This window comes from Candidatus Chryseobacterium colombiense, from assembly GCA_029203185.1.
GTDB lineage: Bacteria > Bacteroidota > Bacteroidia > Flavobacteriales > Weeksellaceae > Chryseobacterium > Chryseobacterium colombiense.
The window spans coordinates 2,282,366-2,304,243 of the sequence record CP119310.1; the positions used below are offsets into that span (position 1 = coordinate 2,282,366).

A 21,878-nucleotide genomic window follows, 5' to 3' on the forward strand; every position below is an offset into this window, starting at 1 on the left:
TGAACCTTTACTTTTTTAAACCAGATGAATAACTTTCCCTTCTTCAGAGCTTTTCTCCGCAGCTTCAATAATTTTCATATTTTGAATGATCTCATGTCCGGGAGAAGGTAATGCATATCCAAAAACAGTATATTCATAGATCCGCTGGTAATAATTCATATAATTGCCGGCTTCGCTTGAAGTCAGGTTTCTTTCAGTTTCGGAAACTTCGTTGATATAATTTAAAATTCCGTCAGTTCCTTTTAGCGGTTTTGTCCATTCTTTTCCGTATTCCGGAATTGATCCTGCCACCAGTTCATTTTCCTGATCGTCACTTCTTTCCTGTAAAAAGCTTCCTTTGTCTCCATGAAGAATATAAGCATAATGAGCTTCTTTACTGAAAACCGAAGACTTTAACCTTACTCTAAGCTCGTTCGGATAATAAAGAAGGACTTCAAAGTAATCATTGGCGAATTCTTTTCCTTTCATAGAAAAAATATCTGCAAATAGTTTCTCAGGATAACCGAAGAACTGAGTTGCCTGATCAATAAGATGTGATCCTAAATCATGTAAAGAACCGGAACCCATTTGTTCAGGATTTTCTTTATGCTGTTTTCCGCTTGCCTCGGTTCTGAATCTGTCAAAACGTATTTCAACTTCTTTCAGATTTCCTAATTTACTTCCCTGAATGATCTTCTGTACCTGTAAATAATCTCTATCAAATCTTCTGTTTTGATACACACTAACAAACAATCCTTTTTCATCCGCCAGTTTCACCAAATCTTCCGCTTCAGACAATGTTACGGTAAAAGGTTTTTCTACAATCACATTTTTGCCCGCATTTAAGGCCATTTTTGCATATTCAAAATGAGTCTGAACCGGTGTATTCACTACAACCAATTCAATATCTGCATTAGTTAACATCTCTTCAACCGATCGATAAATAATAGCATCAGGATATTTTTCTTTAGATTCTTCTTTACTTCTCTCTACTACCGCCGACATAAAAAAACCTGGATGTTCTTTTAAAAACGGAGCATGGAAAACCTTTCCACTCATTCCAAAGGCACAAAGCCCTACTTTTACCAATTGCATACTCATATTTTTAACAAAGATATTTATAAATACCTTGAAGTTAGATGGCTTTAATACAAAAAATTAACATTTTTTATGATAAAAATCAGCAATATTATTTTTAATAAATCTAAATAAAGACAAAAAAATAATTAGATTTGCACCTTATTTAAAACTACTCTAAATAAAAATAAGAATGAAAAAGCAGCTGGTAACTTTAGGATTATTATTTACTGCAGTGTCTTTAAGTGCACAAATGAAAAACACTGAAGCTGATACGATCAGAATCCAAACCATTGAAGATGTAAATCTTCATAAGACCGGAAATCCGAATAAGGCAAAATCATCATCAATAAAGTCTAATCTGACCGTGATGGAAACGCCACAACCAATTGCTATCGTTACCCACGAAATCATTGAACAGCAACAGGCAAAACAACTTAGCGATGTACTTCAAAACGTAAACGGAATTTATATTACTTCTTCCAGAGGTAATTCTCAGGACAGTTTTGGGGGGCGTGGTTTCTCTTTAGGGAATGATAATATTTTCAAAAACGGAGGTAGGATAAACAGTGGTGTTTTCCCTGAAGTAAGTGGTTTGGAAAGAGTTGAAGTATTAAAAGGGGCAAATGCTATGTCGTATGGAAATACTGCTGCCGGTGGTATTATTAATATGATTACTAAAAAACCAAGATTTAACTTCGGAGGAAGCGTAGGAATAAATGCAGGAAGCTGGAATTCATATAAACCAACTGTTGACGTTTATGGTCCATTATCTAAAAATGTTGCATTTAGAGTAAACGGAACTTACGAATATGCTGAAAGTTTCAGAGATGTAGTAAAATCCAATAAATATTATTTCAATCCATCTTTCTTATTTAATCTGGGTTCCAAGTCTCAATTAATTATTGAAGCAGATTACTTGAAAAATGATTTCACTCCTGATTTTGGAATTGGTGCTATAACCAATACTGATGGTAGTTACAAATTAAATAATTTACTTGACAGAAATTCTTTCCTAGGAACAGATTGGCAATACCAAAATGTTCAGCAAGCATCTACAACCGCAACTTTCAATCATCAAATTAATGAAAAATGGACGCTGAATGCTATTGCAACCTATCAAAGCTATACGAAAGATTATTTTTCTACCGAAAGAGTTCAATGGGCTTATGATAAAACTAACAGACTGTTTTGGAACAGACCTTTAAACAGGACTTATAATGAAATGAACTATACTTCAGCACAAGTTAATTTAAACGGAGAGTTCAGCACAGGAAAAATCAACCATAAAGTATTAATAGGCGGAGATGCTGATTATGGAGCAGCAGATTCTTACACTTATTATAATCCTGATAATAACAAAGTCTACGGGACCAGCTATTATTTTGGGGCAAATGGTGCAGCAGGAATCAATGGTCAATCAGGAACATTATATCTTGATGATCCGTCAACCTGGGCTTCCGGAACACAACCAAACTCTGCAACACTGAGCAAATCAAGAATCAATACGAGAAGAATTGGTTTCTATGCTCAGGATTTCATTAGCTTAACCAATCAGTTCAAAGTTATTGCTGGTTTACGTTGGTCGTATATTGAAAATATGCCTACTATAAGAACGGATTTTAAAGCTGCTAAAAATAATATAGTTGACCCTAATTCTACTGTAAATAAAATATTCGTTGATAATTCCGCAACTTCAGACCAAGCCTTTTCTCCAAAAGTAGGAATCGTTTATATGCCTAATGATAACTTATCCGTGTTTGCAACTTATACCAATTCATTTGCAGCTAATACTGGTACAGATATTTATTTTACTGCTTTAAAGCCTACAACAATTGATCAATACGAAATTGGGGCAAAGAAAAACATATGGAACAACGCCGTTTCGTTCAATGTATCTTTATATCAAATCAGATACAACAACTATTATGGAACAGCAGAATTCAGAGCAGATGGTTCAGTAAATAGCGACACTACTATCAAAGAATATATTGGCAAATTAGACAGCAAAGGTTTTGAAGTAGATATTACGGGAAATCCTACACCACAGCTTTCTATTATTGGAGGATTCTCATACAATCATTCTGTTTACAAAGATACCCCAAACACACTGAATGCTTATGTAGAAGATCAAAGATTAGTCAGAACTCCTGCAACAACAGCAAATTTGTCTGCATTTTATAAATTCAGCAGCACATTACAAGGTCTGAAAGTGGGAGCAGGAATATACTATGTTGGAAATAGATTTGCAGGCTGGAATGATACCAAAGCAACATTAGCTAGCAGAAGCAATGTGACCAGAATGTTTGAAGTAGATCCTTATGTTACTGTTTCACTATCTGCAGGCTACGACTGGAAGAAGTTCTCAATTCAAGGAAAAGTTGGAAACCTGTTTGACACCGTAAACTATAATGTACATGAAAACTATTCGGTAAACCCTATTACACCAAGAAATTTCTATTTCACATTGACCTATAAACTGTAAGATTAAATAATTTTTCAGATAAGAGTGGAAGTTGCATTTTTGCAGTTTCCACTTTGAACTTTATAAACAAAAATAATTAAGATATGGATAAGATTAAAGACACAAGAAGTTTCATGAGAGTTACCCACCGTTATCTCGGGTTCTTTCTTGCCGGCATTATGGCAGTTTATGCAATAAGTGGAGTGTTATTGATTTACAGGGACACTGATTTTCTAAAAAAAGAAAAGAAAATTGATAAGGTCATTGCCAAAAACCTTTCTGAAAAAGAGCTGGGAAAAGAATTAAGACTTAAAAACCTGGAAGTAGAGAAAACAGAAGGCAGTGTTTTAAAATTCAAACAGGGAACTTATGATGCAGCTACAGGTCAGGCAAAGTATACCAAAAAAGAGCTTCCTTTTGTACTGGATAAAATGACAAAACTTCATAAATCTCAGTCAAAAGACACCCTTTCTCCGTTAAATGCTTTTTTCGGAATTGCATTATTTTTCTTTGTGATCTCAAGTTTCTGGATGTTCAGTCCTAAAACAAAAGCATTCAAACGCGGAATGGTGTTTACCATTGTAGGGCTTATTGTTTCAATCATTCTTATTTTTATATAAAAAAATTATAAAATCAATAAAAAAAGGCTCAAAAAATTACATCAAGTTTTAACTTAATTTTATGTAAATAATAAAAAATCACCTTAAAATGAGTTACATGGCATATTTATTGTTTTTAACAAAACATTAAGATAATAAACATTAATTATTAAAACGATAAAGTATGAAAAAATTAATTTTAGCAGGAGTTTTTGCGATCGGTGGACTTACTGCTACAGCAAATGCTCAAATACAGAAGGGGAATTGGTTGGTAGGAAGCAGCCTTTTATCCAGCAACTTTGGGCTTAATACAGGAGGTGGTTACAACATATCCATTCAGCCAAAAGGAGCTTATTTTATTGAAGATAATGTAGCAGTCGGTGGTTATGTAAATCTTGGAATAAGCAAGGTAACTAACGGAAGCCCTACAAGATTTGATTATGCAGTGGGGGGTTTAGGACGTTACTATTTGTCTCCTGGAGAAAAAGGAGTTGATAATTTATTGAATCACGGAAGATGGTTTTTTGAAGGGAATGTAGGAATCGGAGGTTCTTCTGTAGAAAGCGGAAACTCAACTACAGGTCTTGATTTCGGAGTTGGACCTGGATATTCTTACTTCATTACACCTAACATCGGGTTAGAAGGTTTAGTAAAATACCAAGGGCAAGCAGGATTCGGAAGTGAAGGACTAAATTCCAATATTACTTTTAATGTTGGATTCAGTATCTATATTCCGACATCAAAAGCAAAACAAGTAATCAGAGAAGCTAAATAATGCTTCTTTAGTTAAATACAATAAAAGCGGCCCGGAAATTTTCCGGGCCGCTTTTCGTACAAATTAAAACTAAACTATAAAAAATCAAATAAATCATGTATTAGGTTGGGGCGTATATCTTAGATACGGTTTGATTTCCCTTACTCCTTTCGGGAATATTTTTTTGGCATCTTCAGTAGAGATAGCCGGTGGAATAATAACATCCTCACCGTTTTTCCAATTGACCGGAGTAGCAATCTTATGAGAATCCACCAATTGTAAAGAATCTAAAACTCTTATGATTTCATTAAAATTCCTTCCTGTAGACGCCGGATAAGTAATAATCAATCTCACTTTTTTTTCAGGATCAATAATTAATAAAGAACGAACAGTTGCCGTTGCCGAAGCGTTCGGATGAATAAAGTCATAGAGTTCTGAAATTTTCCGGTCTTTATCAGCTATAATAGGAAATTCCACTTCTGTATTCTGGGTTTCATTAATATCTTTTATCCAGTTGTGATGATCTTCTACTCCATCCACACTTAAAGCAATTGCTTTTGTATTTCTCTGTTCAAATTCGGATTTCAATTTTGCAGTAAAACCAAGTTCTGTAGTACATACCGGTGTATAATCTGCAGGATGGGAAAATAGAATCCCCCATGAATTCCCAAGAAAATCATAAAAATTCAAGCTTCCAACAGTAGACTCTGCATTGAAGTCTGGTGCTGTATCTCCTAGTTTAATTGACATATTAATTCGTTTTATTAGTCTACAAATTTAGTAGACTTTTTGAGACTGGCAAAATTTTTGTTGAAAATTTCTAAAAAAATTTTAATTTTAGAATTCCATGGAAAAAACAGGCTTAAGATATATAGATGTTGTATACAAAGTTTTAGAAAACTGGTATTTAACTTTTGCAGAACTCACCCCTAAACTGGTCGTAGGGATTATTGTATTTTCTTTTTTTCTTTTTACCAGTAAATATCTCAGCCAAATAGCTGTGAAGCTTTTCCATAAATTTTTCCCAAAAAGTCAAAAAGAAAGCTCCCTTGTCACTTTAATTAGTGTTTTCAGGTTTTTAATTATGGTAATGGGAACATTTATCGCCTTAGAAATCATGGGCTTCAGCGGATTCCTCTGGAAGTTTATCGGAAGTTTAGGGGTTGCAGGGGTAATTGCAGGGGTTGCATTGAAGGATTTAGTTTCCAGTATATTTTCAGGAATGCTTATTGGAATTGACAAAGCGTATAAAGTCGGCGATTACATTACTATAGGAAATCACTCAGGTACGGTACAGGAAATCGGTTTTTTAACGACTAAAATCCTTACCGATGACGGAAAGAAGGCATATATTCCGAACCAGGTAGTTTTTAATGCTCCATTTTATAATATTACAGCTTCTCCGCAACGAAGAATTATTTTAAATTTTGAAATTCCCGCTGATGAAGATATCAGCAAAGCACAAAAAGGAATTTTAGAGGTTGTCAAAAATCTTGAAAACGTAGATCGCTTAGACAGTGTGGAAGTTATTTTCACAGATCTGAAACAAGGTATTTTTAACCTGCAGGCAAAATTCTGGATGAAAATAGGTGCTAATATGGTTCAGCTCAAAAGTGAAGCCTATTTAAAAATAAAACAACGTCTGGATACAGATGGAATTCAGCTGGTAACTCCAACAAGTATAAGCATTACCAACGGAGAGGTTGGGATCAATGAAAATCATGATAAATAATAAAAGCAGTCGATTTGACTGCTTTTATTTATTAAAGATTAAAATTATTTATTTCCCGATAATCAGCTTCTCGGTTACTTTCTCTCCATTTTCTAAAGTAATTGAAATTAAATAATTTCCATTGGTAAGGTCATTTACTTTCAATTTTGTCTCCCCTTTAAAGCTACCGTTTTTCATCAATCTTCCAGAAGCGTCAAATAATGAATAATCCGCTTTTTGTGATTGATTTTTTAATTTAATATTAACCACATCATGAGAAGGATTAGGATAGACTAAGAAACCGCTTTTTATTACAGATTCCGAGGTTCCCAACGATTGAGTAATTGAGAAATTTGAAGAATTTACTGCAAAATAAATATTATTAAGCGCTTTTACCATAATTCTTGCTGAGGCAATATTTTCATTAGGTAATACCACTGATGCAGATCCGTTATTCGGAACACTTGCAGCCAACACCGTATTAAAAGTAAGACCACCATCTTTCGAAAGTAAAATCGTTACATTTTGAGTATTGATGGTTCCCGTATTAGTTCCTGCAACATTCCAGGTAATATTGGTAGTTGTACCTCCGGTATACGAAACATTACTCGTGTGTGAAGAAATAGTGAAAGGACCATCACTTGTAACGGTTACCACCATAGCATCTCTCGCTGCCTGATTTCCCGTCGCTTTATTATCATTAACAAGCAGTGAGAAGTTCAACGTTCTTGCTACACTCGGCGTAACTTCCCATTTTGGAATCAAATTGTTGGCAACTACAGAGCTTAACACCGGAAAATATCTTGAAGGAGAAGTTGTCGGCAACAAAGAACGATACACAGGTCCCCCCGTAGCCGTAGAAACCGGAGGCTGAGTATTTGAAGTGTTATCATACTGCTCCCATAAATAAGTGATCGGATCACCATTAGGATCGGTTCCGGTTCCGGTTAAAACAAAAGCTGTCCCGTTTGGAATAATATAATCTGCTCCCGCATCTGCAGTTGGAACCAGATTATTATTAGGAGTTTTCACAGAACAATCTGATGCCCGTTGCAATACAGCATACATTTCCTGTACGTTTGCAGCATGAAAATAAGCATCACTGTTGTTCTGAACATTGTTCGCTGACCCACAAATTCCTGCATAAGCCATAATAGTGCTTCCACTACCCGGCTCATAGGCAGTAGAGTTATTGGCATTCCCGCTGCATGAACCTGTATTCGCTCTGAAAGTATGGTTTCCACCAAACTGATGCCCCATTTCATGAGCCACATAATCAATATCAAAAGGATCTCCAACCGGAGCTCCGGAACCCGTAACTCCTCTCGCCTTATTAGTCGTACAAATTGAGCCTAAATAAGCAACACCACCGCCTCCGGTACTGAAGACATGCCCAATATCATAATTAGCCGTTCCAATAATCGTATTAATGTTGGTCTGATTTTCACCCAACATAGTAGATCCGTTATTATTCGTATAAGGATCTGTAGTGGCGTTTGTATAAATCAATAAATTATTATTGGCTATCATCACCATGGTAGAGGATATCGTTTTTTCATAAACTCCGTTTACTCTCGTCATCGTTGTCGCCATTGCTGCAAGTGCTCCAGCTACTGTACCTCCATGGAAAGTGGTATATTCTCCTGTTGCCGCTAAAGCTAATCTGTATGTTCTGAATTGCCCGTCGGAAACTACAGGTGCTTTATTGGCAGAGCCATTATTTTTTAAATTATCCAGTTCATTCTCAACATGACACTCAAAAAGCCGGTCATTTTTAGGTAAATCTTTTCTTTTATACAAGATAAAGGAAGAATGATCTTTTGTATAGCTATCAAGATAACTGATGTCCCAGTTATCAAAATACATCACACTGATTCCGGTCTGTGGAGTAAGACTGAAACGGATTGAGTTTTCAGGGTGGCCTTTTTGCCAGCCAACATACGAGCGAATTTCCGGAAACTTAGCCTGTAACTCTGGCTCCATTACAGGAGCTTCCTGAACAATATAATCTCTTATTTTTCCGTCAGAATCCGGAAACTTAACAATAAGGTTTTCATTTTTAGAAAAACGTTGCGGAGCATTTTTAAGATCGTTTTTAATTTTGTCTACATCCAACTGATACAATGAAAAAGCAGTTGGAGTCGTCCATCTCGGACTCAAATTTTCTCTACTCACTTTTTGATCTTTAAGTTTTGTCCAGTAATTCTGCTGGCTAAATCCTTGCACCGCTATTAAAAGGCACGAGACAATAAATGGTTTAGTTTTCATGAGGGTAATTTTAATATATTAGTATTTAATGGTGATTTTTTTAATGGTGATATTTCCAGTTAATTTTAATAAAATATTAGGTGAAACTCTATTTGCTCTAGCAAAATCAGGATTATCAAATCGTGTAACTTTAATATAGAGTATATTTTTATCTAAACTTATCTTCTCAATTAAAACATCATTAGAATCTTTTAAAGATGGCTTAATAATAAGATAGGTTTCATTTTCAACAACTACAGGAATTGGAGAAAACCTGTTTCCTTTATTATTGTTATGGATAAGCTTAAAAACCTCATCCATTTTTTGCTGGGAATTAATAAGAAGAAAGTCCTTTGAAGTTAAGCTAAAAGGATAATGGTATCTGTCTTCAAATTGAATTTCCTTTCCCTTGGGTATTCTATTATTACTGACAACCTGAGACTGACAATTAAGAAATAAAAAGAGGAAAAAGTATAGATGCATTTTCACTTTAAAACCCAATTATTGTAAAAATAGCAATTTTAAAATGAATATATTAGGTTTAACAAAAAAAACCGTTCCAAAATGAAACGGTTTTTTTGTTTTATATAAAAATTTTAGATTAAGCTAAAACTTCTTTTACTTTGTTTGCAGCTTCTTCCAAAGTAATTGCAGAGTGAACAGGAAGACCTGACTCGTCAATTAATTTTTTAGCTTCTACAGCGTTAGTTCCTTGTAATCTTACGATCAATGGAACAGGCAGGCTACCCATAGCTTTGTAAGCATCTACAACACCTTGAGCAACTCTGTCACATCTTACGATACCTCCGAAGATATTGATTAAGATTGCTTTTACGTTTGGATCTCTCAGGATAATTCCGAAAGCAGTCTGAACTCTCTGAGCATCAGCAGTACCACCTACGTCAAGGAAGTTAGCTGGGTTACCACCAGATAATTTGATGATATCCATAGTTGCCATAGCAAGACCAGCTCCGTTTACCATACAAGCAACGTTACCGTCTAATTTTACGAAGTTAAGACCAGCTTCACCAGCTTCAACATCCATTGGGTCTTCTTCTCTTGTATCTCTAAGTTCAGCTAAATCTTTGTGACGGAACAATGAGTTGTCATCCAAAGTTACTTTAGCATCTACTGCGATAATTTTGTTATCAGAAGTTTTCAAAACCGGATTGATTTCGAAAAGAGAAGCATCAATTCCTGTATATGCATTGTAAAGAGAACCGATGAACTTTACGAATTCTTTGAAAGCATTTCCTTCAAGACCTAAGTTGAAAGCAATTTTTCTAGCCTGGAAACCTTGAAGACCTAAAGCTGGATCAATGATTTCTTTGTGGATCAAATGAGGAGTTACTTCAGCAACGTGCTCAATATCCATACCGCCTTCAGTAGAATATACGATTGTATTTTTACCTTCAGCTCTGTCTAATAGAATAGAAACATAAAATTCTTTAGTCTCTGACTCTCCCGGATAATATACATCCTCTGCAACCAAAACAGAATTTACTTTTTTACCTTCAGCAGAAGTTTGTGGAGTTATCAACTGCATTCCGATGATGTTCTGAGCGTTTTCTTTAAGCTTATCCATGTTTGGAGAGAACTTTACACCACCACCTTTACCACGACCACCTGCGTGAATCTGAGCTTTTACTACCCACCCTTGAGCGCCAGTTTCAGCCGTTAGTTTTTCAGCAGCAGCTACAGCTTCATCTACGTTGTTTGCTACGAAACCACGTTGGATTGCTACTCCATACTTTGATAAAATCTCTTTTGATTGATACTCGTGAAGATTCATATTATTTTTATTATTTTATTTTAAAATTTAAAGGTTGACAAATTTACTAAAAAGACACGGAAGTGCAAGATTCTAAGTCTAAAAAATAAATTTTAGAAAAAATTAGATTCTGTTTTTAGCAAAATACAAAATAAGCATTCCCCAGCTTAAGATCATTAACAGCCCTCCAAGTGGAGTAATAGGGCCTAAAAATTTAAGATTTATACCCAAATAGTCTTGCAAACTCAGAAAATAAATACTTACTGAGAATAAAAATGTCCCTGCAATCATTAAAATTGAAGTCCATTTTTCTGATGGTGTTTCAAACTTCAAAATATAGCCGATGATTAAAAGGAAAAAAGTAGCATACATTTGATATCTTACTCCTGTTTCAAAACTCTCCAGTCTTTCCACAGATAAAATTTTCTTTAAAGCATGTGCTCCGAATGCTCCCAAAATTACAGACAACATTCCGTAAACAGCACCGAAGACTAAAGTAATTGTTTTCATTTTATAATTCTTCTAATTCTAGATTTAACTATTTTTCTGGTTTTCATTATGCAGGAAGTAAGAAATAGGAAACCAGCTTACCAATTAATACCGCACCTCCCAAAACAATAAACATCACGGCAAACTTTTTAGAGCTTCTGAATCCCGGATGATTGGTTCTCTTTAAAAACAATCCGAAAAGCAGGATTATAATTGCCAGAATAATCTGTATCATGATTGATCTCTTAATCTGTTAAACTCATTGATCACTTCGTGATGACTCACTGTTTTATCTTTAAAATAGGTTACAAAGTGTTGTTTTTCTTCCTCTGTTGCCCCTAATTGGTTCAAAATATTCAATAAATGCATTTTCATATGCCCTTTCTGAATTCCTGTTGTCACCAAAGAACGCAGTGCCCCAAAGTTTTGTGCCAAACCGGAAACCGCAAGAATACTCATCAATTCCTGCGCAGAAGGTTTTCCAAGAAGTGCCAAAGAGAATTTTACCAGCGGATGAAGATTCGTCAAACCTCCCACAACTCCTACAGAAATCGGAAGATCAATCCAGAATCTGAAAATCCCGTTATCTGTGGTACAGTGTGTTAAAGAAGAATACTTTCCGTTTCTTGCCGCATAAGCATGTGCACAAGCTTCCGTTGCTCTAAAGTCATTTCCTGTAGCAATTACCACTGCATCCACTCCATTCATAATTCCTTTATTGTGAGTGGTCGCGCGGAAAGGTTCAATTTCAGCAATCGTAACAGCCTGTTTGAATTTTGAAGCAAATTCTTCATTGGAAATTCCGCTGTCATCTTTTAAATCTTCAATTTTACAGGAAACTTCAGCTCTTACGATACAATCAGGTGTAAAATTGGAAAGGATATTCATTACGATCTGTAAAGAATTCTTTTCTTCCTGTGAGAAATCTTCACTTACGGCCACTTCCTGCTTCAATGTTTTTCCAAATTGTTCCAAGCATGAATTAATGAAGTTGGCTCCCATCGAATCTACGGTATCAAAACTTGCTTTCAACTGATAGTAATTCGGCATTTCAGCCGTTTTATCAACCAATTTGATATCTAAAATTCCACCACCACGGTTTCTCATGTTGGCCGTAATATCGTTTGTTGCTTCGATTAATTTTTTCTTCAAATTAAAATTAAAGAAATGAAGCAGTTTATGTGGTTCAACATTAAAGATAAAATGCGTGTGACCCAGTTTTTCATTGTTAATAATTGTTGTTTTAAAACCACCTTTATCAATCCAGAATTTTGCGGCTTTTGAAGCTGCAGCAACTACAGAACTCTCTTCAACTGCCATTGGAAGTGCAAATAATTTCCCGTCAATTAAAAAATTCGGAGCAATTCCGTAGGGCATATAGAAATTGGAAATCGTGTTTTCAGAAAACTCGTCATGTAGTTTCTGCAAATCAGCATTTTCGTTCCAGTATTGATTTAATATATGTTGATATTCTGAGTTTCCTTCAAGGTATTCGTTAACTAGCCAATCGATTTTTCCCTGTTTTGTCAGTTTAGAAAAACCTTCTACCGGTTTGTGATTCATAAGTAAGCGATTTTATACAGTAATGTAATACGATTTTACGATTACACTCATAAATTAATGTCCGTAAATATACTAATTTTGTATCTGTAAACTGTGGATAACTTCAACCAAAAACAGTTGATATTTATCAATTTTGGAACTAAATTTGAATAGAAAATTTAAGTTTTAAACCACAAAAGTCACAAAAGTTTTTACACTTTAGTAATTAAAAAGTTTAATATAATACTGTAAAAAGTACATTTAAGTATATTAAAAATCTTCGATTTTTCTTTTGTTAGCTTTTAATTATCAAATTATTTAGACTTAAAATCTTTTGTGACTTTTGTGGTAAAATTAGAATTACATTATGAATTTTGAACGCCTGAAAGAAAAACTCGAAATCCTTGCGGATGCAGCGAAATATGATGTTTCGTGTTCATCAAGCGGAGGAACGAGAAAGAATAAAAAAGGTGCTTTAGGAGATAGTTCCGTAAGCGGGATCTGTCATACCTATACGGAAGACGGGCGATGTGTCTCGCTTCTCAAAATTCTTTTGACCAATCACTGCATTTACGATTGTGCGTACTGTGTTTCCAGAAGTTCCAACGATATAAAAAGAGCTGCTTTTACGGTAGAAGAAGTTGTTGACTTAACGATCAATTTTTACCGCAGAAACTATATTGAAGGTCTATTTTTAAGCTCAGGAATTTTTAAAAATGCGGATACGACCATGGAACGTTTGGTTCGTGTTGCAAAAAAATTACGTTTGGAAGAAAATTTTAACGGATACATTCATTTAAAATCGATTCCGGGAGCAAGTGACGAACTGATGCAGGAAGCCGCTTTATATGCTGACCGATTATCTATCAATCTTGAAATTCCTACGGAAAGCGGATTGAAATTATTGGCTCCTGAAAAAAATCGACAGGATATGCTGAATCCGATGAAATATATTCAGAATGGAATTGCACAGTATAAAGACGAAAAGAAAATTTTCAGAAAAACACCAAAATTTGCTCCGGCCGGTCAGTCTACTCAGATGATTGTGGGTGCAACGAATGAAAATGACTTACAAATCATTAAAGTTGCCGATCATTTTTATAAGAACTTTAGTTTAAAAAGGGTTTATTATTCAGGTTATGTTCCTGTTTTGGAAGATAAAAGGTTACCTTCTTTAACGACTGAAGTTCCTATGCTTCGTGAAAACCGATTATACCAATCCGATTGGCTGATGCGTTTTTATGGATTTAAAGCGGAAGAAATTTTAGATCCTCACATGCCGTTTTTGGATTTAGAAGTCGATCCGAAATTAAGCTGGGCTTTGCGGCATCTTGATCAGTTCCCTGTCAATTTACAGACTGCAGATTACCAGATGATTTTAAGAATTCCCGGAATCGGAGTAAAAACAGCACAAAAAATTGTAAGTGCAAGACGTTTTCAGGTATTGAATATGGATCATTTGAAAAAGCTGGGAGCCGCTGTAAATCGAGCTAAATACTTTATTGATTTCAATGCCGGAAATGCCTTTTTAAGATATTTAACTGATAAAAATCTCAGAAAATTATTGATTGGAGGAAGTTCTTCGAAGTTTCAGAATCAGTTTTCACAGCAATTGACTCTTTTTTAAACATAAATTTAGTGAATATTTTGCATGAGTGAACACAAAATAAAACTTTTGGCTGTCATTCTGAACAAAGTGTAGCGTAGTGAAGAATCCATTTATAAGTACAACAGATTTCTCCTTCGTCGAAATGACATTTGGAATGAAATATTGAAGAGATTCTTCCTTCGTCAGAATGACAGTTTAACCACATAACATTAATTAATTTTCAAATTATCACATTTTCAAATTAAAACATGATTACCCTACTCTACGACGGCAGTTTCGACGGGCTTTTAACTGCGATATTTGAAGTTTTCGAATACAACTATAAAGACATAGAAATTGTAAGCAGAGAAAGATTTCATCAGGAAAATATTTTTGCAGAAATTCATGAAGTCATTACTCAGGATGACAAAGCTGAAAGAGTTTTTAAAAAATTAGAGCAAAATATCGGAAAATCTGGAATTCACGAGTTGCTGAAAGTCTACTTATCAGAAGATCCTGAGTTGGAACAGCTTATTTTTTCAGCAGTAAGCCAATCTGTACAGCATCCGAATGAAAATATTCTGCAAAATTATGCGGATCAGGATATTTTAAAAATTTCTAAAATCTGCAAATCCATCAGTCGGGAAAGGCATAGGATGACTGCTTTTGTCCGTTTTGAAAAGATGCAGGATGGTGTTTTTTTTGCTAAAATTGATCCCGACTTCAATGTCATTCCCCTGATTCGAAAACATTTTAAAGACCGTTATCAGGATCAGAAGTGGATGATTTATGATTTAAGGAGAAATTATGGAATCTTATATGATCTGGAAACCTGCGATTTCTTTTATCCAGATGAAAAACTGGATTTAAACAAGTATGAACAGCAGTTTCATGATGAAGAAAAAAAATACCAGAAACTCTGGCAAAGATATTTTACCAAAACCAATATCATTGAACGTAAAAATATGAAGCTTCATATTCAGCATGTTCCGAAAAGATACTGGAAGTACCTCACTGAAAAATGGTAATCAAGCATTCCCGTTAAGATTTAAAATGTCTGAAAAATCATCAATAGTTTCATATTGTGTTTAACTTTTACTTTTTGATGGTTCTTAAAGCTTTCTTCACGATGTATTGGGTTTCTTTTGTTGAACTTTGACGAAGCCACTCATCACAAATCTCTATCACAAATTCTGGCTGTGATTTACTGGCATCATTCAGCCAATTCCCTACACTATCCTGAACATATCTGGAGACATCGGATCGCAGCGGTTCTAAAATTTCAAGTCCCAATCCGGGATTTTGCTTTAGAGCATTAATATGTTCACACCACACCCCTCTCGGTCTGGTAGATTCGCTTGCAAAACGTCTCACATTTTCATTCTCATGCTGAGTCCATTCTGATAAAATGGATAAACTTTCGTCAAGATTTTTTGAAATATCAGGACGTACCGCCATCCAGCATATTTCCCTCACTCCAAAATGGGAGTCTGCAGCAAATGTCATAATACCGTTAAATTTTTCTCCAAGCTTTAATTTATCATTTCTTCCAATGCTATAGGCAACCCAACAACGCACCAGGTCTGCCGGATGGGTTGCAAGCTTCAATAGAAACTCATCATCTTTATTGTTTGTAGCCAGATGCAGCAATGTAATACCAATGGCTTCATTGACTGTATTGACCGTTTGTTTTTTCAGTTGGTCCACAGTATTTAAAACCAATTGCAAATATTCTGTACGATTATTTTGCTGCAGAAGGTTTTTTAACAATATTCTTTGATCAACCGCCAACCATTCAGTAAGATTGGCCGTTTCTATTTCTCCCCAGTTAAGTTGTTCTAAAATATCAGCAGGAATATCTTTAATGGAACGGGCTCCTTTTCTTTTTTCTGTCATAATGATTGTATTAATTCTTCTACATCTACTCTGATCATGTAATTTACCTCTAAAAATTTATATATGACCCTATGGTTTTCATCGATAACGAAAACAGCGGGAACAGGTAATGTATTTTCATCATTTTTGTTGAAAAGTGAAAGATCAATACCTAAATCCTTATAATAAGGTAATACAAAATCCTGAAGCTGAAATACAATACCCAGTTTTTTAGCAAAATCATTATTATGATCAGTTAACACTTCAAATTCAAGATTGTTTTTTTCAATCATCGGCAGAGAATGATCGGGACTTTGTGGAGAAATAGCCACTAAAACAGCATTTTTCTTTTGTATCTCTGAAATATTATCCTGCAAAAATTTCAATTCAAGATTACAGTAGGGACACCAGCTTCCTTTGTAAAATACCAGAATCATTTTTCCATTTTTAAGGATTTCTCTGGAATTTATTTTTTGGCCATATGCATTGGGCAGAGAAAATTCAGGGACCTGCTCTCCTATCTGGATACTGTTTTCCTGTATATTTTTTGTTTTTAAATCTTCAACAGAGTTTCCGAATGCGTTTAAAACATCTTGTGAAAGCTGTGAAGAAAGTTCATGATTCAATTGCTCAATCTGCATTGACAGTGTATTCATTATTTTTAATTTATTATTTTTACAAAGGTCTAAAAGCCTTTAAGAATAGGCAATACCGCATATTTTTCACCCATAGGGATAAAAAAGTCAATTTTATGAAAACAGAGGAAAAAGCTGAAGAAAATAAAATCTGCCCACTGGAAATCGCAGTGAATACGATCAGTGGAAAATGGAAAATTCCCATCGTATGGCAGATCAATGAAGGAAAAAAACGCCCCAGTGAATTTTTGCGCGGCATTGCCAAAGTTGACCGAAGAGTTCTGAATCAACAATTAAACGAAATGGTAGAAGATGGTATTCTGGAGAAACAGTCATTTAATGAGCTTCCTCCACGGGTAGAATATACCCTTACAGAACTGGGGGAAAAGCTGATAGAGATTCTCTGGCAACTGAATGATTGGGGAAAATTGCTGATCCCTGAAAAAGAAAAAATATAAAACAGCTTTTAATTCTGAACCGGGATAGTTAAATAAACTGATCCTTATAGCAGCTAAATTTACATCCTCATATAATCTTGACATCTGTGCCGCAGAAACAAAAACTGCACGATATTTTTTTAAACCTACAAACTTCAGAAGCTTTTAATAATTTATATTCAAAACTCTTATCAAGTTACTGCCATTATCTGAACTTGTTTTTGTAAATTTGTGTTCGAAATTTTTTACTAGATGAAAGAGAGTGCTGTAAAAAAAATTGCAGTTCTTACTTCAGGAGGTGATTCTCCGGGTATGAATGCAGCATTAAGGGCGGTAGTAAGAACCGCAAATTATTATAATATCGAATGTTACGGAGTAAGGGAAGGCTACAATGGCTTAATCCACGATGATTTTCTTAAAATGGGCCCCCGTTCCGTAAAAAATATAATCAACCAAGGCGGAACTATTCTGAAATCTGCCAGATCCAATGAATTTAGAACCAAAGAAGGTCGTCAACAGGCATATGACAATTGTGTAAAATACGGAATTGACGGTTTGGTGTGTATTGGTGGAGACGGAACTTTTACGGGAGCGAAAATCTTTAATGAAGAATTCGGAATCCGTGTAATTGGTGTACCCGGAACAATTGACAATGATATTTTCGGAACTGATAACACGATCGGTTATGACACTGCATTAAATACTGCAATGGATGCCATCGACAAAATCCGTGATACGGCCACTTCTCACAACAGGGTTTTCTTTGTAGAAGTAATGGGTCGTGATGCTGGTTTTATCGCTTTAAACAGCGGATTGGCAACCGGAGCACTGGATATTTTAATTCCTGAGAAAAAAGACAGCATTGATGAGCTCTTTGCTAATTTCAGAACGGCTGAAAAATCAGGAAAGTCTTCAAGTATCGTAGTGGTAGCAGAAGGTGAAAAATTAGCCAATGTTTACGAACTGGCTGAAAAAACAAAGTTATCTTTCCCTGATTACGATATTCGTGTAGCTATTCTTGGTCATATGCAAAGAGGAGGATCTCCAAGCTGTGCAGACCGGGTTTTGGCAAGCAGATTAGGCTACGGAGCCGTAACAGGATTAATGGAAGGACAAACCAATGTAATGGCAGGAATGCGTTCTAACGATGTTGTTTATACACCTATCGAAGAAGCCATTAAAAAGCATAACGAAATCAATCAGGATCTTTTATTGATTTCAGAAATTTTAGCAATCTAATATTTTTAATATAATTTAAAACAAACTATTATGTCAACAATCAAAGTAGGTATCAACGGGTTTGGTAGAATTGGACGTCTTGTTTTCAGAGCAATGACTGAAAGAGACAACATCGAAGTAGTGGGAATCAATGACCTTATCGATGCTACATACATGGCTTACATGTTAAAATATGATTCTGTACACGGGATTTTCCCAGGTGAGGTTTCTGTAGAAGGAAACGACCTTGTTGTGAATGGAAAAAGAATCAGAGTAACAGCTGAGAGAGATCCTAACAACCTGAAGTGGAACGAAATCGGAGCTGATTATATCGTTGAATCTACAGGTTTATTCTTAGATAAAGAAAATGCTGCAAAGCACATCAACGCTGGTGCTAAGAAAGTAATCCTTTCTGCTCCTTCTAAAGATGATACTCCAATGTTCGTAATGGGTGTAAACCACACTGAACTTACAGACGATATCAAAATCTTATCAAATGCTTCTTGTACAACAAACTGTTTAGCTCCTTTGGCTAAAGTAATCCACGATAACTTCGGAATCGTAGAAGGTTTAATGACAACTGTACACGCTACAACGGCAACTCAGAAAACTGTTGACGGTCCTTCAATGAAAGACTGGAGAGGTGGTAGAGCTGCGCTTAACAATATTATTCCTTCTTCTACAGGTGCTGCTAAAGCGGTAGGAAAAGTAATCCCTTCATTAAACGGAAAATTAACAGGTATGTCTTTCAGAGTACCAACTGTTGACGTTTCTGTAGTAGATTTAACAGTAAGATTAGAGAAAGCTACTTCTTACGACGAGATCTGTGCTGCCATCAAAGCTGCTTCTGAAGGTGAATTGAAAGGTATTCTTGGATACACTGAAGATGCTGTAGTTTCTCAGGATTTCGTAGGAGATAAGAGAACTTCAATCTTCGATAAAGATGCTGGTATCATGCTTTCTCCTAACTTCGTAAAACTTGTTTCTTGGTATGACAACGAAATGGGATATTCTAACAAGTTAGTTGATATGCTAATCCATGCTGCTTCTTTGTAATAAAATAAATAGCAATAAGTATTATAAAGCCTTCCCAATGGGAAGGCTTTTATTTTTTTATTTAATCACACCATTAAAATGACCATAAACATTCATTACTAAAAATTAAATAGTTTATACCCTACCCCAACTCCTAACCAAGGTTTTTTATTATACTTCCATAAATCAGCATACTGACCAATCGCATAATCAAACCCTAAAAATGCACCTATATTAATGTTATTATATGAATACGTCAAACCAAACGCAATAGAAGCCAAGCCTTTTGTTGCATCTACATATTCAATAATATTTAAGTCTTGATTTGGTTTTATAAATGAATTTGATTTATCCAATTTGACAGAAGAAGCCCCAAAAAGAAGGCCTCCTGTAATTTTCCAGGTATTTATTTTAGTTTCCATTTCCTCTTGATAAAAAAAGGTGGTTTTTCCATATGTATATCCCACAAATAAATTTCCATTGATTTCTGTAGAAAATTCATCACCTAAACCATTATTACCTTTAAATCTATATTTAAGTGGTATTGTAATTGCACTTACAGTAACTGATGTAAAAGATAAATGTGGACTTTTCCTGTTTTTTAATTCATAGAAATAAACAGGATGGTCCTTACACCCATCTAATAGTAAGTTTACTAATAGTTTATTTTTTTCCACTTTAACATTTCCATATTTAACAGAACATAATTTAACCTCTTCTGTTTCTGAATAGGAAAGTGTTTTATAAAAATTTTCATCAATAATAATTTCACGAGTTGTGGTAACCTCATTTTTATTAATAATTATTTTATCTTCGACTAGCAGCTTATCACCAATTTTGTATTGATCTCTAATTTTTTTCTGCTGTTCCCTTGATAAGCTATCATATTTTTTTATAACTTCTTTTTTAAGACTGTATTCACCAAGTTTATCATAAATCCGATACTTCACATTAAAGTTTTCTTGCCCAAAAAACATTCCCGCCCATCCAAGCAGGAACAGCAATACAATTTTTGTTCTCATAATTATTTAGTTTTAGTTGTTAATATAACAAATCTCGGATTTATCTAAATATAAAAAAATCACACTTTTGTAGTATTTCTAATAAAATTCCGAGAATGAATAAGCATTAAATTTTTCATTTAAACTGACAAATCTCACAACCTCATTTACATGAAAAACCTGTATTTTTATAGGAATGGAAAACACAATTTTACAACCACGATTTAAGGAATCAGCTCACTTCAAAGATTTTTGGACAAAAGGCAACGGAAAGCAGCTTATTGAATTTTCTGGTGCAGAAGTAAGCTTTAATGATTTTGAAAAATTCGCACCTTATTTTTATCATGTCGATGAAGTCGGAGATCAGGTTGTAAAAGATATTTATTTCACTAAAAAATTCCATGAAGCCTCTAAAGAAATTGAACACTATATCCGAAATGGAGTTTCTGAAAGTGACGATGTTCCTGAAAGTGTAAAAAAACTTTTTCTTCAAACCCAAACAATTCCTGATTGGCTGGATTATGATTTAATCACATCCGGTGCAGAACTCTGCATGCGAAGCAATCTTGATTCTTTGATTTCTTTGAGAGATTATTGTCTGATTGGCGGCTATGACTATGCTTACCTCAACAAACCTCTGATTGTCACCGAAGCACTGAAAAAAGGTGCCGTAAAACGTCTTTCTGAAACTTTGGATTTTTGGGTAAACGCTACACGATACAACGCACTGGAAATTCATGCAAAAGGCTATGAGTTTGCTATAAAAACCCGTCTGATTCATTCTTACGCCAGACTTTCCATTAAAAAACACTATAAAGATTGGGATACAGAGAATTGGGGCAAACCCATTAATTCTTGGGATATGATGGCTACTTATATTGGTTTCAGCCTTGTTTTTTTACATAGCCTTCATAAATTGGGAAATGCCTTTTCAGAGAAAGAGGAAAAAGGAATTTTCCACCTTTGGAAATATGTAGGCTATTTATTGGGAATTCCTGAACCCCTTCTTCCTAACGATAAAAAACAGGCTACCGAATATTTTTATTTATGGACCTCTGTTCAGCCACCTGCTGATAAAGACTCTGTACTTCTGGCACATTCTTTATTGAATGAGTCACTGGAAAATCCCATTTTAAAATATCAGTTTCAGAGAAAAAACTTACGCTATCTTCATATTTGCTGCACATGGTTTTTACTGGATGATGAAGTTTGTAAAAGGCTTCAGATTCCTGATGTGTCCAACAGAAAAGTTTTCCCGAAAACAAAATGGGCTGTTAATAAAATATACAACAAATTGGTAAGCCGGCAAGCCAGAATAAATAAAGGAAATAAAGACCAGATGAAAGTATTGAATGATTATTTAAAGATCACACACAACTCAAATTTTCATTAAACAACAAAGCTCACATTCTTTTAATTTTGAACGAGTTAAGTATGAATACATTATATTTTCATC

21 protein-coding genes are annotated in these 21,878 nt (G+C 34.8%); 10 read left to right on the top strand and 11 right to left on the bottom strand.

Translation table 11 applies throughout. The features are described from left to right. Positions 1 to 15: 15 nt before the first annotated feature. Positions 16 to 1,074, bottom strand: a complete 1,059-nt coding sequence (locus P0Y62_10160) for a Gfo/Idh/MocA family oxidoreductase (GenBank protein WEK71797.1) — start codon at positions 1,072 to 1,074, stop codon at positions 16 to 18. Between the two features lie 175 nt (positions 1,075 to 1,249). Between P0Y62_10160 and P0Y62_10165 the strand changes: the two genes are divergently transcribed. The 3 genes from P0Y62_10165 to P0Y62_10175 all read left to right on the top strand — a co-directional run bounded on the left by P0Y62_10165 (position 1,250) and on the right by P0Y62_10175 (position 4,894). Then, positions 1,250 to 3,541 carry a TonB-dependent siderophore receptor gene (locus P0Y62_10165; protein ID WEK68234.1) on the top strand — a complete coding sequence of 764 codons (2,292 nt, stop codon included), beginning with the start codon at positions 1,250 to 1,252 and terminating at the stop codon, positions 3,539 to 3,541. An 83-nt stretch (positions 3,542 to 3,624) separates the two neighbouring features. Further along, positions 3,625 to 4,140, top strand: a complete 516-nt coding sequence (locus tag P0Y62_10170; GenBank protein ID WEK68235.1) for a PepSY domain-containing protein — start codon at positions 3,625 to 3,627, stop codon at positions 4,138 to 4,140. A gap of 163 nt (positions 4,141 to 4,303) precedes the next feature. Then, on the top strand, positions 4,304 to 4,894 hold the full coding sequence (locus tag P0Y62_10175) for a hypothetical protein (GenBank protein ID WEK68236.1): 591 nt from the start codon (positions 4,304 to 4,306) through the stop codon (positions 4,892 to 4,894). Positions 4,895 to 4,987: 93 nt separating this feature from the next. On the opposite strand, the gene P0Y62_10180 is transcribed toward P0Y62_10175, so the two are convergent. Further along, positions 4,988 to 5,623: a peroxiredoxin gene (locus tag P0Y62_10180; GenBank protein WEK68237.1), complete on the bottom strand. Its 636-nt coding sequence runs from the start codon at positions 5,621 to 5,623 to the stop codon at positions 4,988 to 4,990. Between the two features lie 97 nt (positions 5,624 to 5,720). Here P0Y62_10180 and P0Y62_10185 point away from each other — a divergent pair, with 97 nt between their 5' ends. Then, positions 5,721 to 6,605, top strand: a complete 885-nt coding sequence (locus P0Y62_10185; protein ID WEK68238.1) for a mechanosensitive ion channel family protein — start codon at positions 5,721 to 5,723, stop codon at positions 6,603 to 6,605. Positions 6,606 to 6,653: 48 nt separating this feature from the next. On the opposite strand, the gene P0Y62_10190 is transcribed toward P0Y62_10185, so the two are convergent. The 6 genes from P0Y62_10190 to P0Y62_10215 form a co-directional block, all read right to left on the bottom strand. Further along, positions 6,654 to 8,852: a M12 family metallo-peptidase gene (locus P0Y62_10190; GenBank protein ID WEK68239.1), complete on the bottom strand. Its 2,199-nt coding sequence runs from the start codon at positions 8,850 to 8,852 to the stop codon at positions 6,654 to 6,656. Positions 8,853 to 8,870: 18 nt separating this feature from the next. Further along, positions 8,871 to 9,152 carry a hypothetical protein gene (locus tag P0Y62_10195; GenBank protein WEK68240.1) on the bottom strand — a complete coding sequence of 94 codons (282 nt, stop codon included), beginning with the start codon at positions 9,150 to 9,152 and terminating at the stop codon, positions 8,871 to 8,873. Between the two features lie 280 nt (positions 9,153 to 9,432). After that, positions 9,433 to 10,623 carry an ADP-forming succinate--CoA ligase subunit beta gene (gene sucC / locus P0Y62_10200; protein ID WEK68241.1) on the bottom strand — a complete coding sequence of 397 codons (1,191 nt, stop codon included), beginning with the start codon at positions 10,621 to 10,623 and terminating at the stop codon, positions 9,433 to 9,435. Between the two features lie 102 nt (positions 10,624 to 10,725). Next, positions 10,726 to 11,112: a DUF423 domain-containing protein gene (locus tag P0Y62_10205; protein ID WEK68242.1), complete on the bottom strand. Its 387-nt coding sequence runs from the start codon at positions 11,110 to 11,112 to the stop codon at positions 10,726 to 10,728. 46 nt (positions 11,113 to 11,158) lie between these two features. Beyond that, positions 11,159 to 11,326, bottom strand: coding sequence for a hypothetical protein (locus P0Y62_10210; GenBank protein WEK68243.1), 168 nt, complete (start codon positions 11,324 to 11,326; stop codon positions 11,159 to 11,161). Then, positions 11,323 to 12,654 carry a hydroxymethylglutaryl-CoA reductase, degradative gene (locus P0Y62_10215; protein WEK68244.1) on the bottom strand — a complete coding sequence of 444 codons (1,332 nt, stop codon included), beginning with the start codon at positions 12,652 to 12,654 and terminating at the stop codon, positions 11,323 to 11,325. The genes P0Y62_10210 and P0Y62_10215 overlap by 4 nt, the downstream gene beginning before the upstream one ends. Before the next feature lie 346 nt (positions 12,655 to 13,000). Between P0Y62_10215 and P0Y62_10220 the strand changes: the two genes are divergently transcribed. Both P0Y62_10220 and P0Y62_10225 read left to right on the top strand, forming a co-directional pair. Continuing rightward, positions 13,001 to 14,260, top strand: a complete 1,260-nt coding sequence (locus tag P0Y62_10220) for a putative DNA modification/repair radical SAM protein (protein WEK68245.1) — start codon at positions 13,001 to 13,003, stop codon at positions 14,258 to 14,260. Positions 14,261 to 14,490: 230 nt separating this feature from the next. Further along, on the top strand, positions 14,491 to 15,249 hold the full coding sequence (locus P0Y62_10225; GenBank protein WEK68246.1) for a TIGR03915 family putative DNA repair protein: 759 nt from the start codon (positions 14,491 to 14,493) through the stop codon (positions 15,247 to 15,249). Positions 15,250 to 15,316: 67 nt separating this feature from the next. Here the strand turns inward: P0Y62_10225 and P0Y62_10230 are convergent, their stop codons facing one another. Next, entirely contained in the window at positions 15,317 to 16,117 is an 801-nt protein-coding gene (locus P0Y62_10230; protein WEK68247.1) for a DNA alkylation repair protein, read from the bottom strand. Further along, complete coding sequence (locus P0Y62_10235) at positions 16,114 to 16,752, bottom strand: peroxiredoxin-like family protein (GenBank protein ID WEK68248.1); 639 nt, start codon at positions 16,750 to 16,752, stop codon at positions 16,114 to 16,116. The genes P0Y62_10230 and P0Y62_10235 overlap by 4 nt, the downstream gene beginning before the upstream one ends. Positions 16,753 to 16,847: 95 nt before the next feature. Between P0Y62_10235 and P0Y62_10240 the strand changes: the two genes are divergently transcribed. The 3 genes from P0Y62_10240 (at position 16,848) to gap (ending at position 19,442) form a co-directional block, all read left to right on the top strand. Next, entirely contained in the window at positions 16,848 to 17,189 is a 342-nt protein-coding gene (locus P0Y62_10240; GenBank protein ID WEK68249.1) for a helix-turn-helix domain-containing protein, read from the top strand. Between the two features lie 231 nt (positions 17,190 to 17,420). Next, a complete protein-coding gene (pfkA, locus tag P0Y62_10245) occupies positions 17,421 to 18,407 on the top strand; it encodes a 6-phosphofructokinase (GenBank protein ID WEK68250.1) in 987 nt (328 codons plus the stop codon). Between the two features lie 30 nt (positions 18,408 to 18,437). Then, the gene (gene gap / locus P0Y62_10250; GenBank protein WEK68251.1) at positions 18,438 to 19,442 is read left to right on the top strand and encodes a type I glyceraldehyde-3-phosphate dehydrogenase; all 1,005 of its coding nucleotides are present in this window, start codon (positions 18,438 to 18,440) and stop codon (positions 19,440 to 19,442) included. A 98-nt stretch (positions 19,443 to 19,540) separates the two neighbouring features. Here the strand turns inward: gap and P0Y62_10255 are convergent, their stop codons facing one another. Next, on the bottom strand, positions 19,541 to 20,443 hold the full coding sequence (locus P0Y62_10255) for a hypothetical protein (GenBank protein WEK68252.1): 903 nt from the start codon (positions 20,441 to 20,443) through the stop codon (positions 19,541 to 19,543). Positions 20,444 to 20,618: 175 nt separating this feature from the next. On the opposite strand from P0Y62_10255, the gene P0Y62_10260 reads away from it, so the two are divergent. Beyond that, positions 20,619 to 21,815, top strand: coding sequence for an oxygenase MpaB family protein (locus tag P0Y62_10260; GenBank protein WEK68253.1), 1,197 nt, complete (start codon positions 20,619 to 20,621; stop codon positions 21,813 to 21,815). The last annotated feature ends 63 nt before the right edge of the window (positions 21,816 to 21,878 follow it).

Excerpts from the sequence above, each read along its gene's own strand:
- P0Y62_10230 (WEK68247.1), bottom strand. The coding sequence starts at position 16,117 with ATGACAGAAAAAAGAAAAGGAGCCCGTTCCATTAAAGATATTCCTGCT.
- P0Y62_10175 (WEK68236.1), top strand. The coding sequence starts at position 4,304 with ATGAAAAAATTAATTTTAGCAGGAGTTTTTGCGATCGGTGGACTTACT.
- P0Y62_10170 (WEK68235.1), top strand. The coding sequence starts at position 3,625 with ATGGATAAGATTAAAGACACAAGAAGTTTCATGAGAGTTACCCACCGT.
- P0Y62_10210 (WEK68243.1), bottom strand. The coding sequence starts at position 11,326 with ATGATACAGATTATTCTGGCAATTATAATCCTGCTTTTCGGATTGTTT.
- P0Y62_10160 (WEK71797.1), bottom strand. The coding sequence starts at position 1,074 with ATGCAATTGGTAAAAGTAGGGCTTTGTGCCTTTGGAATGAGTGGAAAG.
- P0Y62_10195 (WEK68240.1), bottom strand. The coding sequence starts at position 9,152 with ATGGATGAGGTTTTTAAGCTTATCCATAACAATAATAAAGGAAACAGG.
- P0Y62_10260 (WEK68253.1), top strand. The coding sequence starts at position 20,619 with ATGGAAAACACAATTTTACAACCACGATTTAAGGAATCAGCTCACTTC.
- P0Y62_10255 (WEK68252.1), bottom strand. The coding sequence starts at position 20,443 with ATGAGAACAAAAATTGTATTGCTGTTCCTGCTTGGATGGGCGGGAATG.
- P0Y62_10235 (WEK68248.1), bottom strand. The coding sequence starts at position 16,752 with ATGAATACACTGTCAATGCAGATTGAGCAATTGAATCATGAACTTTCT.
- P0Y62_10205 (WEK68242.1), bottom strand. The coding sequence starts at position 11,112 with ATGAAAACAATTACTTTAGTCTTCGGTGCTGTTTACGGAATGTTGTCT.
- P0Y62_10190 (WEK68239.1), bottom strand. The coding sequence starts at position 8,852 with ATGAAAACTAAACCATTTATTGTCTCGTGCCTTTTAATAGCGGTGCAA.
- pfkA (WEK68250.1), top strand. The coding sequence starts at position 17,421 with ATGAAAGAGAGTGCTGTAAAAAAAATTGCAGTTCTTACTTCAGGAGGT.
- sucC (WEK68241.1), bottom strand. The coding sequence starts at position 10,623 with ATGAATCTTCACGAGTATCAATCAAAAGAGATTTTATCAAAGTATGGA.
- P0Y62_10240 (WEK68249.1), top strand. The coding sequence starts at position 16,848 with ATGAAAACAGAGGAAAAAGCTGAAGAAAATAAAATCTGCCCACTGGAA.
- P0Y62_10180 (WEK68237.1), bottom strand. The coding sequence starts at position 5,623 with ATGTCAATTAAACTAGGAGATACAGCACCAGACTTCAATGCAGAGTCT.
- P0Y62_10225 (WEK68246.1), top strand. The coding sequence starts at position 14,491 with ATGATTACCCTACTCTACGACGGCAGTTTCGACGGGCTTTTAACTGCG.
- P0Y62_10215 (WEK68244.1), bottom strand. The coding sequence starts at position 12,654 with ATGAATCACAAACCGGTAGAAGGTTTTTCTAAACTGACAAAACAGGGA.
- P0Y62_10165 (WEK68234.1), top strand. The coding sequence starts at position 1,250 with ATGAAAAAGCAGCTGGTAACTTTAGGATTATTATTTACTGCAGTGTCT.
- gap (WEK68251.1), top strand. The coding sequence starts at position 18,438 with ATGTCAACAATCAAAGTAGGTATCAACGGGTTTGGTAGAATTGGACGT.
- P0Y62_10220 (WEK68245.1), top strand. The coding sequence starts at position 13,001 with ATGAATTTTGAACGCCTGAAAGAAAAACTCGAAATCCTTGCGGATGCA.
- P0Y62_10185 (WEK68238.1), top strand. The coding sequence starts at position 5,721 with ATGGAAAAAACAGGCTTAAGATATATAGATGTTGTATACAAAGTTTTA.